This is a genomic window from Microbacterium sp. NPDC090014 (assembly GCF_044748285.1).
In the GTDB taxonomy this organism is placed as follows: Bacteria; Actinomycetota; Actinomycetes; order Actinomycetales; family Microbacteriaceae; genus Microbacterium.
In genome coordinates, this window is sequence record NZ_JBIVFS010000002.1 from 520,734 (window position 1) to 533,527 (window position 12,794).

Here is a 12,794-nt window from a genome sequence, read left to right on the forward strand (position 1 = left end):
CGCCCTCGGGGGTTACCGCTCGGTGCCGAGCCGCACTACGCTTGCACAGTGGCACGGAGAGGTGCCGGAACCCTCGTCCTTCTCCTGGAGGCTGCTGTGCCCGAAGCCCTGCCCGATCCGCTCCGCGCCGAAGGCGTCCTGTTCGATCTCGACGGCGTGCTGACGCCGACCGCCGAAGTGCACATGCGCGCGTGGAAGGTCGTCTTCGACGACGTGTTCGAGCGCTGGGGCATCACTCCTCCGTATTCGGATGCCGACTACTTCGACTACGTCGACGGCAAGAAGCGCTATGACGGCGTGGCCAGTCTGCTGCGCAGCCGCAACGTCGAGATCCCCTGGGGTGCGGTCGACGACCCGCCCGAGGCCGAGACGATCTGCGGCATCGGCAACCGCAAGAACGCCGCGTTCGCCGAGTCCCTGCGTGGCGAGGGCATCGCGCCGTTCCCCGGATCGCTCGCGCTCGTCGAGAAGCTCTCCGCCGCCGGCATCCCGCTCGGTGTCGTCTCGAGCTCCAAGAACGCCGAAGAGGTGCTGGCTGCCGCCGGCATCCGCTCGTTCTTCCGCATCGTGGTCGACGGTGTTGTCGCAGAGCGCGAGAACCTCGCCTCCAAGCCCGCCGCCGACATGTTCAGCGCCGGCGCCGTGGCGCTGGGCGTCGACCCGGCCCGCAGCATCGCCGTCGAGGACGCGACCTCGGGCGCGGCCTCTGCCGCCGCAGCCGGATTCGCCACCGTCGTCGGCGTCGACCGCGGCACCGGGGCCGACGCGCTGCGCGCCGCCGGCGCGACGGTCGTCGTCGACGATCTCGACGTGTTCCTCGACCCCGCGGCCGACGAGTCCGCGCCGTCCGACTCCGCCGCTCAGGCACCCCGCTCCGATAACGAGGAGACCGCATGATCGACCGCGACCGCTTCCCCGTAGACCCCTGGCGCCTCATCGAGACGCGTTACTCCGAAGACGGGGTCGCCGAGACCCTGTTCGCCGTCGGCAACGGCTACCTCGGACTCCGGGGCAACCACATCGAGGGGCGCGGCGCCCACGAGCACGGCACCTTCATCAACGGACTGCACGAGACGTGGCCGATCCGGCACGCCGAGCAGGCCTACGGCTTCGCCGAGGTGGGGCAGACGATCGTCAACGCCCCCGATGCCAAGGTCATGCGCGTCTATGTCGATGACGAGCCGATCTCGTTCGACGAGGCGGACGTGCGCGAGTACCGCCGCACGCTCGACATGCGCACCGGCGTGCTCGAGCGCACCGTGGTGTGGGAGACCCCGTCGGGCAAGCGCGTGCGGATGCGCGACGAGCGCATCGTCAGCTTCGAGGAGCGCCACCTCGCCGTGCTGCGACTCGAGGTCGTCGTCGAGAACGCCGACGCCCCGGTCACCGTCAGCTGCCAGATGATCAACCGCCAGGACGGTGCCGGCGTGTACGCGGGCACCCCGAACCAGGCCAAGGGCGGATTCGATCCGCGCAAGGCCGAGAAGATCGCCGAGCGTGTGCTCGAGCCCGGCGAGTACTGGCAGGACGGACTGCGCTCCGCGCTGTCCTACAGCGTCGCGGCATCAGGCATGACGGTCGCAGTGGTCGCCGACCACATCATCGAGACCGAGAACGACTACACCTCGCGCACTCTCATCGAGGCGGACATCTCGAAGAACGTGTTCCGGGTGCAGGCGAAGGCCGGCGTGCCCATCACGGTCACCAAGCTCGTCAGCTACCACACCTCCCGCGGTGTGCCGGCCCGTGAGCTCGTCGACCGCTGCCGTCGATCCCTCGACCGCGTCGCGGTCGAGGGCGTCCAGGCGCAGTTCGATCGACAGGCCGAGTGGCTCGCTGCCTTCTGGGCTCGCAGCGACGTGCAGATCGGCGGACAGGACGACATCCAGCAGGCGACCCGCTGGTGCCTCCTGCAGCTCGCACAGGCCTCGGCCCGCGCCGACGGAACCGGCGTGCCCGCGAAGGGCGTCTCGGGGTCGGGATACAGCGGACACTACTTCTGGGACACCGAGATCTACGTGCTCCCGTTCCTCACCTACACGTCGCCGCAGTGGGCGCGCAACGCGCTCCGGGCGCGAGTGCTCATGCTTCCGGCGGCTCGCCGACGGGCCGCGCAGCTCAACGAGGCGGGCGCGCTGTTCCCGTGGCGCACGATCAACGGCGAAGAGGCCTCCGCCTATTACGCGGCCGGCACGGCGCAGTACCACATCAACGCCGACGTCAGCTTCGCGCTCGGCAAGTACGTGCGCGCGACGGGCGACGACGACTTCCTGCGGCGTGAGGGCATCGACATCGCGATCGAGACGGCGCGACTGTGGGCGACACTCGGGTTCTGGCGCACCTCGCGCCTCGTCGCCGACACGAAGGACGACGACGGCATCGAGACCTTCCACATCCACGGTGTGACAGGTCCTGACGAGTACACCACCGTCGTCAACGACAACCTCTACACGAACGTCATGGCGCGCTACAACCTGCGCTACGCGGCGAAGGTCGTGCGTGAGGCGCAGGAGGCCAACGGCGAGGAGTTCGCCCGGGTCGTCGAGCGCACCGGACTCGCCGAGGGCGAGGCGGAAGGGTGGGAGCGCGCCGCCGACGCGATGTTCATCCCGTTCAGCGAACGGCTCGGCATCCACCCGCAGGACTCGCTGTTCCTCGAGCGCGAGGTCTGGGATCTGGCGCACACGCCGAAGGAGCAGCGACCGCTGCTGCTGCACTTCCACCCGCTCGTCATCTACCGGTTCCAGGTGCTCAAGCAGGCGGATGTCGTGCTCGCGCTGTTCCTGCAGGGCAACCACTTCACGCCGGAGGAGAAGAAGGCCGACTTCGACTACTACGACCCGCTGACCACGGGCGATTCGACGCTGTCGGCCGTCGTGCAGTCGATCCTCGCCGCCGAGGTGGGCTACCAGGATCTCGCTCTGCAGTACTTCCGGCAGTCGCTGTTCGTCGACCTGCACGACCTGCACCACAACGCGGCGGACGGTGTGCACGTCGCGTCGGCCGGAGGCGTGTGGACCGCTCTCGTCTGCGGTTTCGGCGGTATGCGCGACTATGCCGGCGAGCTCAGCTTCGACCCGCGGCTGCCCGCCGACTGGCCGTCGCTGTCGTACCCGCTGCAGTGGCAGGGGGCCTCTCTGCAGGTCACGCTCACGACGGGTGAGCTGCGCGTGCGAGTGCTCTCCGGAGACCCGGTGCCGTTCACGGTGCGCGATGTGGCATACATCGCCACGACCGAGCAGGAGGTCGTCGTCCCACTCGCGGATCAGGGACCGCTCATCCCCGGTCGCCCGTCGCTGCGGCAGTTCGCCGACGCGCTGCGCGAGGACGGCACGCGGCTGTCCGCATCCGTCCCGGTGATCACGACCGCCATCCCCATCATCGAGCCGATCGACTGAGGTGCTGATCACCGCAGCGCTGTTCGGACTCGCGCCCGCGCTGCTCCTGTTCGTGCTCGCGGTGGTCGAGCGGGCGCGCTCGGTGCAGCGCGTCGCGTCCCCCGGTGCGCGGTTCAGCCCGGCCGAGGGTGCGACCGTGCTGCACGACGCGCTGCTGCTGAACGCGGATCGGAAGGCCGTAGCCGCCGCGCTGATCGATCTGGCCGTGCAGCGCAAGGTGCGGCTGCTGGTCGACGCCGACGCGGCGACGACCGGCAGGTCGCACCGGCGTGCACCCGTCGGCATGGAGGTCGTCGACGGTGCGACGTTCACGTCCGAGGAGCTCAGCGTGCTCGAGGCGCTGTTCGGGCCGGATCACACCCCGGGGCGGGTGCGACGGTTCAGTGCGGATGCCCGGGCTCTGCACAGCCGGGTGCGCGGTGTCCTCGACGAGGCGGAGAAGCGGCTCGCGGCCGCGGGGCTCATCGACCGGAGTCGACGCGGGTGGGCCACGTTCCTGATCCGCGTCGCCGCGGTGCTGGTGGGGGGCATCTGCCTTCTGCTGCTCATAGCCGCCTGGTCGGTGAGCGAGCCGGGTGCGGCTCTCTACGCCGTGCTGGTCGTCGGCCTGGTCGCGGCGGTCGCGGCGATCGTGGTCGCTCCGCGGGCGTGGCGCCGGTTCCGCCCTGCGGCGCAGCCGCTGCGCGCGCACCTCGCCGGTATGCGCGAGTACATCGCCCTCGCCGAGGCGGAGCCGCTGCGGTTCTCGCAGTCGACGGACGGGGCGGATCTGCGGGCGGACGTCTCGTCGGCGGCGTCGGCGGAACGACTGCGGAGGTTCCTGCTGAACGAGCGACTGCTGCCCTATGCGGTGCTCTTCGGTCTGGAACGGTCATGGACGGCTGTGCTGCAGACCGAGTCGCAGGCCCTGCGGGTCGCCGAGGGGATCGAGGGCGCGATGGAGGTCGCGGGAGCCGTGGTCGAGGTGATCGAAGTGGTGGGTGGCGTCGTGCATCTGGTGAGTGCGGTCGGCGAGCTGGTCGACGCGACGGGCGGGGTCGTCGAGGTGGTCGGCGGCGTCTTCGAGGCCGCGTCGTCGTGAGCCTTCGCCGAACCTCGGCCGTCTCAGCGGCGCGTCGCGGATCCCGGGCGCGATCGTCGGCGCTCGTCTGCCTGAACGTCCGTGGCACGCCGTAGGCTGTTCTGGTGACCACAGCCCTCTACCGCCGCTACCGCCCCGAGTCGTTCGGCGAGATGATCGGGCAGTCCCAGGTGACCGAACCGCTGATGACTGCGCTCCGCGGCGACCGTGTCGGCCACGCCTACCTCTTCTCCGGACCCCGTGGATGCGGAAAGACGACGTCTGCGCGCATCCTCGCCCGCTGCCTGAACTGCGCGGAGGGCCCGACTGACGTGCCCTGCGGAAAGTGCCCGAGCTGCGTCGAGCTGTCGCGGGCGGGCGGTGGCTCGCTCGACGTCGTCGAGATCGACGCGGCCAGCCACAACGGCGTCGACGACGCCCGCGATCTGCGCGAGCGGGCGACGTTCGCCCCCAGCCGCGATCGCTACAAGATCTTCATCCTCGACGAGGCGCACATGGTGACGCCGCAGGGGTTCAATGCGCTCCTCAAGCTCGTCGAAGAGCCGCCCGAGCACGTCAAGTTCATCTTCGCGACGACCGAGCCCGAGAAGGTGCTCGGCACGATCCGCTCGCGCACGCATCACTACCCGTTCCGACTGGTGCCCCCGGCGGCGATGCTCGAGTACGTCGAGAAGCTGTGCGGCGAAGAGGGCGTGGTCGCCGAGCGCGGTGTCCTTCCTCTGGTGGTCCGCGCCGGGGGAGGCTCGCCGCGAGACACCCTGTCTCTTCTCGACCAGCTGATCGCCGGTTCCGACTCGCCCGCAGGTTCCGAGACCGTGACCGTCGCCTACGAGCGCGCCGTGGCGCTCCTCGGCTACACGCACGCCGCGCTGCTCGACGAGATCGTCGATGCGCTCGCCGGCGCCGACGCCGCAGCGGCGTTCCCGGCGATCGACCGCGTGGTGCAGACCGGCCAGGACCCGCGTCGCTTCGTCGACGATCTGCTCGAGCGTCTGCGCGACCTCATCGTGATCGCGGCTGTGGGTGCGGGAGCGTCGTCGGTGCTCCGTGGAATCGCCGACGACGAGCTCGCGCGCATGCGCACGCAGGCCGATTCCTTCGGGTCGGCCCGACTCTCGCGCACGGCCGACATCGTCAGCGCCGCCCTCGACGACATGTCGGGCGCCACCTCGCCCCGACTGCACCTCGAGCTGATGGTCGCTCGCGTGCTCGCTGCGGGAGCGGATGCCGTCGCCGCCGTCCCGTCCGCACCGGCCGCTGCCGCCTCCGCCCCGCCGCGGGCGTCCGCGCCTGCACAGGCGGCTCCCGCCGCTCCCGTTGCTTCGTCGGCTGCTCCCGCAGCTGCTGCTCCCGCCGCTCCCGCCGCTGCTCCTCAGGCTGCGGCCGATCGACCGGCGACCACGACCGAACCGGCCGGCGGGGAGACCGGGGAGTCCGACACGGCCGAAGCGACCCCTGCCGATGCGACGTCGAACGCGGCACCGGCTGTCGACGCCGCACCGGCCGCCGAGGTCGCAGCGCCCTCCGGGCCGGTCGCCTTCGAGCAGATCACCGCCGCCTGGCCGGCCGTCCTCAAGCGGCTCGAGAGCGTCAGCCGCACGTCGTGGCTGCTGGCCACCGCCGTCCAGCCGCTCGCATACGTCACGGAGACCGAGGTGCTGACTCTGGGCTTCGCCAGCCAGCACGATGTCGCCAAGTTCAAGGGCACGACGCCGGGTTCGGGTCCCTCCGACCATCTGCGCGGCGCCATCGAGCAGGAGCTCGGCGTGCGCGTCAAGTACCTCCCTGCTCCGATGCCAGCGGGGGGAGCGCCTCGTCAGCCCGCGACGCCTTCATCGGGACGCCCGACCGACGACGCGCCCGCATCGGAGCCTGCGTCAGCGGACTCACCGCGAGCTCAGTCACCGCGATCGCAGACCCCGCACGCCGAGAAGCCGCGTGGTGAGTCGCCGAAGACGGAGACCGTGGCCGCTCGGTCGTCGGCTCCTCAGACAGGGAGTTCCTCGGCCCCCGTCACCGAGTGGGCGGTGGCGTCGATCCCGGCATCCGAGCTCGCTGAGCCCGCGCCGGTGACAGCTCCGCCGGCGGCGTCTGTGCCTGCTGCCACCTCTGCCACGGCGGCGCCTCAGACGGCGGCGCCTCAGACGGCGGCGGCTCAGAGCCGCGCGACGAGTGACGTCTCACCGGAGATCCGAGACGACGCACCTCCGCCCATCGACGATGAGCCGCCGTACTTCGACGACGAGCCGCCCTACGACCCGTCGTACGAGCCGGAGCCGATGTCGCAGGCGGCGCCGCCCGCCGGAGGCTCGCCGTCGACCGCTCCCTCCGCGCGGTCGACGACCGCACAGGCAGCCCCTGCGCGCAGAGTGGCTTCGGCCGCCGCAGCCCCGGCGATCACCGAGCGCGCCCCCGCCGGGGGAGTCCAGCGCTACGGCGAGGCCGTGATCCGCCAGGTGCTCGGCGCGACGTTCGTTCGCGAAGAGCCCTACGAGCCCCCGACGAGGTTCTCCTGATGTATGACGGCATCGTCCAGGAGCTGATCGACGAGTTCGGTCGACTCCCCGGAATCGGCCCCAAGTCCGCGCAGCGCATCGCTTTCCACATCCTGCAGACGCCGACATTCGACGTCGCGCGTCTCTCCGAGCTGCTCGTGGAAGTGCGGCTGCGGGTGCGCTTCTGCGAGATCTGCGGCAACGTGGCAGAGCAGGAACGCTGTGCGATCTGCCGCGACCCCCGACGCAATCCGGCCGTCATCTGCGTCGTCGAAGACGCGAAGGACGTCGCCGCGATCGAACGCACCCGCGAGTTCCGTGGCCTGTACCACGTGCTCGGGGGCGCGATCAGCCCGATCGCCGGCATCGGCCCCGACGACCTGCGCATCGCCCAGCTGATGTCGCGTCTCGGCGACGCCACGGTGCAGGAGGTCATCCTCGCGACGAACCCCAATCTCGAGGGCGAGGCGACTGCGAGCTACCTCAGCCGCCTGCTCACCACGATGCAGATCACCGTGTCCCGCCTCGCCTCCGGCCTTCCGGTCGGTGGCGACCTCGAATACGCCGACGAGGTCACTCTCGGGCGCGCATTCGAGGGCCGGCGCGTGCTGTGAACGCACAGGGCGGCTTCTCGCGACGCGGGTGGTTGCTCTTCGGGGCAATGGCGCTGCTGTGGGGCGTGCCGTACCTGTTCATCAGCATCGCGGTCGAGTCCCTGTCGCCCCCCGCGATCGTCGCCGGGCGCACCCTCATCGCGGCGCTGCTCCTCCTCCCGTTCGCGCTTCGCGGCGGTGCGCTGAGAGCGGCGTGGAAGCACTGGCCCTGGGTGCTCGCGTTCGGCCTCGTCGAGATGGCGGGTCCGTTCGTGCTGCTCGGCCACGCCGAGATGACCCTGCCCTCGGGCATGACGGGTCTGCTCGTCGCGACCGTGCCGCTGTTCGCGGCGCTCATCGCACTGGGCGGGGGAGACCGGGGAGTCCTGCGCCCGGCGCGGGGGATCGGTCTTCTCGTGGGATTCATCGGCGTCGCGATCGTCGTCGCCGGGCCCGGACTGTTCGGTGGTGAGGTCAGTCTGATCGCGGCCGGCGAGGTGCTGCTGGTCGCCATCCTCTATGCCATCGCCCCCTTCATCGTCGCTCGACAGCTGAACGACGTCCCCTCGCTCGGCACCATCACGCTGTCGCTGCTGATGATCGGCGTGATCTACCTGCCCATCGGTCTGCTCACGCAGCACCAGATGCCGACGCTTCCCTCGATCTTCGCGCTCCTCGCGCTGGCCGTCATCTGCACCGCCGTCGCCTTCCTGGCATTCTTCGCTCTCATCCGCGAGGTCGGCCCCGTCCGCGCGCCGTTGTTCACCTACGTGAACCCGGTCGTGGCGATCATCCTCGGTGCGATCGTGCTCGCCGAGCCGCTGACGCCGGGCCTGCTCATCGGATTCCCGCTGATCATCGCGGGCTGCTGGTTCGCGGCCACCGGCGGGCGCCTCCGTCCCCAGGCCGCTGCCCGAGCCGACCTGCCTGCAGTGCCCCTGCCGCCCGCGCCCTGACCCACCCGGGCGCCACCGTCACATGCGAAGAAGCGCATATGCGCCAAACGTAGAATGGGGGTGGGCGGATCCGCCCGACATCCCAGGGAGTGAACGTGGCCCTCATCGTGCAGAAGTACGGCGGCTCCTCAGTCGCCGACGCAGAGAGCATCAAGCGCGTCGCCAAGCGCATCGTCGACACGCGTCGCGCCGGCCATGACGTCGTCGTCGCCGTGAGCGCGATGGGCGACACGACCGACGAGCTGCTCGACCTCGCCAACGAGGTCGCGCCGATTCCCGCTCCGCGTGAGCTCGACATGCTGCTCTCGAGCGGTGAGCGCATCTCGATGGCGCTCCTGGCCATGGCCATCCACTCGATGGGCTTCGAGGCGCGGTCGTTCACCGGCAGCCAGGCGGGCATGATCACCGACTCGCAGCATGGCGCCGCCCGCATCGTGGATGTCACCCCCATCCGTCTGCGCGAAGCGCTCGACGAGGGGGCCATCGTCATCGTCGCCGGCTTCCAGGGCTTCAACCGCGACACCCGCGACATCACCACGCTCGGACGCGGAGGCTCGGACACGACGGCCGTCGCTCTCGCCGCGGCCCTCGACGCCGACGTCTGCGAGATCTACAGCGACGTCGACGGCATCTTCACGGCCGACCCCCGCGTCATCCCGAAGGCGCAGAAGCTCGACCACATCGGCAGTGAGGAGATGCTCGAGCTCGCCGCCAACGGCGCGAAGGTGCTCTACATCCGCGCTGTCGAGTACGCACGCCGTCACGGCGTCCTGATCCACGCCCGTTCGACGTTCTCGTCGTCCGAGGGCACATACGTTCTGGGCGAGGGTATGAAGAACCCCCGCGAAGCCGAGGGAGCAGCAGCCATGGAAGAACCGATCGTCGCCGGTGTCGCCACCGATTTCGGCCAGGCCAAGATCACCGTCGCCGGCGTTCCGGACGTGCCGGGCAAGGCGGCGGAGATCTTCAAGATCGTCGCGAAGTCCGGCGCCAACGTCGACATGATCGTGCAGAACGTGTCGGCCACGGGTCGCACCGACATCTCGTTCACGGTTCCCAAGGCCGATTCCTCGGCTGCGCTCAAGGCGCTCGCGGGGGAGCAGACCGAAGTGGGCTTCCAGAACCTGGTGCACGACGATCAGATCGGCAAGCTGTCGGTCGTCGGAGCGGGTATGCGGACGCACTCGGGCGTCTCCGCGACGCTGTTCGAGGCGCTGTCGGCCGGTGGCATCAACATCGAGATGATCTCGACGTCCGAGATCCGCATCTCGGTCGTGCTCCGCGACACCGACCTGGCCGAGGCCGCCCGCACCGTGCACACCGCGTACGGACTCGACGGCGACGCCGAGGCCACGGTCCACGCCGGCACCGGTCGCTGACCCTCGCCGATCGCGCACGATCTGCGGATGACCGCACGATCTGCGGAAGTGTCAGCTGATCCCGTCCGCGAATCGTGACTCGATCCGCAAAACTGACTCGGGATGCTGGCCCGGCCCGCACCCCGCCCGACGGTCGGTCCTCGATCACCGGACGGCACGGTAGACTCACCGAAACCCTGACATCGGCGCCAGGCGCGGCATCCGCATCCCGACGTCGCGCCTGAAGCCTCGCATGCAGCACTGCACGACGCCAAGGAACATCATGACCCGCATCTCCGACTCAGGACTCTCCGTCGCCATCGTCGGCGCCACCGGCCAGGTGGGCACCGTGATGCGCGAGATTCTCGCCGAACGGTCCTTCCCGATCCGTGAGCTGCGCCTGTTCTCCTCGTCGCGTTCCGCAGGCACCGCCATCGAGTTCGACGGCGCGACCGTCATCGTCGAGGATGTCGAGACGGCGGATGCCGCGGGCATCGACATCGCCCTCTTCTCGGCCGGCGCGACCGCCAGCCGCGCATACGCTCCCCGCTTCGCCGAGGCCGGAGCCGTCGTCGTCGACAACTCCAGCGCCTGGCGCAACGATCCCGAGGTTCCGCTGGTCGTCAGCGAGGTCAACCCGCACGCGATCGACGACCGCCCTCGCGGCATCATCGCCAACCCGAACTGCACGACCATGGCAGCCATGCCGGTTCTGAAGGCGCTGCACGCCGAAGCGGGTCTCGAGCGCCTGATCGTCTCGACCTACCAGGCCGTCTCCGGTTCGGGTCTCGCCGGTGCGCAGGAGCTCCTCGGGCAGGTCGAGGGCGTCCTCGCCCAGGGCGACACGCTGCGCCTCGTGCACGACGGCTCGTCGATCGACTTCCCGGAGCCCGAGAAGTACGTCGCTCCGATCGCGTTCGACGTCATCCCGTTCGCGGGCAACCTGGTCGACGACGGTCAGAACGAGACGGACGAGGAGAAGAAGCTCCGCAACGAGAGCCGCAAGATCCTCGAGCTGCCCGACCTCCGTGTCGCCGGCACGTGCGTGCGGGTTCCCGTCTTCACGGGCCACTCGCTCTCGATCAACGTCGAGTTCGCCCGCGACATCACGCCGCAGCGCGCCGCCGAGGTGCTCGCCGCAGCCCCCGGTGTCGTCCTCGACGAGGTGCCCACGCCGCTCCAGGCCGCGGGCAAGGACCCGAGCTTCGTCGGACGAATCCGCGCCGACCAGTCCGCTCCCGAGAACAAGGGCCTCGTGCTGTTCATCAGCAACGACAACCTGCGCAAGGGCGCGGCGCTGAACGCGGTGCAGATCGCCGAGATCCTCGCCGAGCGCCTGGTCGCCATAGCCTGACCGCATCGCGGTCATGCGGATCCGGTCTCGCCGGACGGCCCCGCGTGGTCTGTCGTGCCGTGACCGCGAACTAGACTGTCGTGGTGACCGAAACCGTCGATGTCGTCTTGATCGGTGGTGGCATCATGAGCGCCACCCTGGGTACCCTTCTGCACGAGCTGCAGCCGGATTGGAAGATCGTCGCGTTCGAGCGACTCTCCGATGTGGCTCAGGAATCGTCGAACCCGTGGAACAACGCGGGCACCGGCCACGCGGCGCTCTGCGAGCTGAACTACATGCCGCAGCAGAAGGGCGCTCCGCTCGACCCCGCCAAGGCCGTCTCGATCAACGAGCAGTTCCAGCAGAGTCGTCAGTTCTGGTCGTCTCTGGTCGATCGCGGCGTGCTCGATGCGCCGTCGACCTTCATCAACGCGACGCCGCACATGACGTTCGTGCGCGGTGAGAAGGACGTCAAGTACCTCAAGGACCGCTACGAGGTCCTGAAGAAGCAGCCGCTGTTCGAGGGCATCGAGTACAGCGAGGATTCCCGCGTCATCAACAAGTGGGCGCCGCTGCTCATGCAGCAGCGCCGTAAGGGCGAGCCGTTCGCGGCCACCCGCGTGCCCGCCGGAACCGACGTCGACTTCGGTGCGCTGACGCACCAGCTCTTCGACCACCTCACCGAGTCGGGCGTCGCGCTGCGCACCAACCACGAGGTCAAGAGCCTGAAGAAGCAGAAGGACGGCACCTGGCTCATCAACTACCGCACGACGATCGGTCGCACGCCGAACCAGATCAAGGCGCGTTTCGTGTTCGTCGGCGCCGGCGGCTGGGCGCTCAAGCTGCTGCAGCGCTCGGGCATCCCCGAGATCAAGGGCTACGGTGTCTTCCCGATCGGCGGGCAGTTCCTCAAGACCTCGAACCCGAAGATCGTCGCGCAGCACAAGGCGAAGGTGTACTCGCAGGCCTCGGTGGGCGCCCCGCCCATGTCGGTCCCGCACCTCGACACGCGCGTGGTCGACGGCGAGGCCTCCCTGATGTTCGGTCCGTTCGCGACCTTCAGCCCGAAGTTCCTCAAGAACGGCTCGATGCTCGACATCGTGTCGCAGGTGCGCACGCACAATCTGTGGCCGATGCTGCGCGTCGCGTTCGCGAATCCCGACCTCATCACCTACCTGGTGGGGGAGCTGCTGAAGAACCACGCCAAGAAGGTCGACAGCCTGCGCACGTTCATGCCGACGGCGAAGGACGAGGACTGGACGCTCATCGACGCGGGGCAGCGCGCCCAGGTCATGAAGAAGGACCCCAAGAAGGGCGGCATCCTGCAGTTCGGCACCGAAGTGGTGTCCGCGGCCGACGGTTCGATCGCCGGTCTGCTCGGCGCCTCGCCCGGCGCCTCCACCGCCGTGCCGATCATGCTCGATCTGCTGAAGAAGTGCTTCCCCGACGAGTACCCCGGCTGGGAGTCGGAACTGCGCGAGCTCATCCCGACATTCGGCGAGCAGCTGAACAAGGACCCCGAGCTGGCGGCGAAGTCCACCGCGGCGACGGCGGCCACGCTCGGCATCAACGAGTAGCGC

The 12,794-nt window shown here is 69.5% G+C and carries 9 protein-coding genes; all 9 read left to right on the top strand.

The annotated features are described in order from the left end of the window. Positions 1 to 48 precede the first annotated feature (48 nt). The 9 genes from ACIPV5_RS15910 to ACIPV5_RS15950 all read left to right on the top strand — a co-directional run bounded on the left by ACIPV5_RS15910 (position 49) and on the right by ACIPV5_RS15950 (position 12,791). Positions 49 to 897 (top strand): HAD-IA family hydrolase, encoded by an 849-nt coding sequence (locus ACIPV5_RS15910; protein ID WP_400341846.1) that lies wholly within the window; start codon positions 49 to 51, stop codon positions 895 to 897. Beyond that, positions 894 to 3,398, top strand: coding sequence for a glycoside hydrolase family 65 protein (locus ACIPV5_RS15915; RefSeq protein WP_056279834.1), 2,505 nt, complete (start codon positions 894 to 896; stop codon positions 3,396 to 3,398). The genes ACIPV5_RS15910 and ACIPV5_RS15915 overlap by 4 nt, the downstream gene beginning before the upstream one ends. 1 nt (position 3,399) lies before the next feature. Then, entirely contained in the window at positions 3,400 to 4,479 is a 1,080-nt protein-coding gene (locus ACIPV5_RS15920) for a DUF2207 family protein (protein WP_400341848.1), read from the top strand. A 104-nt stretch (positions 4,480 to 4,583) separates the two neighbouring features. Then, the gene (locus ACIPV5_RS15925; protein WP_400341850.1) at positions 4,584 to 6,995 is read left to right on the top strand and encodes a DNA polymerase III subunit gamma and tau; all 2,412 of its coding nucleotides are present in this window, start codon (positions 4,584 to 4,586) and stop codon (positions 6,993 to 6,995) included. Further along, on the top strand, positions 6,995 to 7,588 hold the full coding sequence (recR, locus tag ACIPV5_RS15930) for a recombination mediator RecR (RefSeq protein ID WP_053097391.1): 594 nt from the start codon (positions 6,995 to 6,997) through the stop codon (positions 7,586 to 7,588). The genes ACIPV5_RS15925 and recR overlap by 1 nt, the downstream gene beginning before the upstream one ends. Continuing rightward, the gene (locus tag ACIPV5_RS15935) at positions 7,585 to 8,523 is read left to right on the top strand and encodes a DMT family transporter (RefSeq protein WP_072591634.1); all 939 of its coding nucleotides are present in this window, start codon (positions 7,585 to 7,587) and stop codon (positions 8,521 to 8,523) included. Before recR ends, ACIPV5_RS15935 begins: the two co-directional genes overlap by 4 nt. 95 nt (positions 8,524 to 8,618) lie before the next feature. Continuing rightward, complete coding sequence (locus ACIPV5_RS15940) at positions 8,619 to 9,902, top strand: aspartate kinase (RefSeq protein ID WP_053099207.1); 1,284 nt, start codon at positions 8,619 to 8,621, stop codon at positions 9,900 to 9,902. 262 nt (positions 9,903 to 10,164) lie between these two features. Then, positions 10,165 to 11,235 (top strand): aspartate-semialdehyde dehydrogenase, encoded by a 1,071-nt coding sequence (locus ACIPV5_RS15945; RefSeq protein WP_400341852.1) that lies wholly within the window; start codon positions 10,165 to 10,167, stop codon positions 11,233 to 11,235. An 83-nt stretch (positions 11,236 to 11,318) separates the two neighbouring features. Then, positions 11,319 to 12,791, top strand: coding sequence for a malate:quinone oxidoreductase (locus ACIPV5_RS15950; protein ID WP_053099206.1), 1,473 nt, complete (start codon positions 11,319 to 11,321; stop codon positions 12,789 to 12,791). The last annotated feature ends 3 nt before the right edge of the window (positions 12,792 to 12,794 follow it).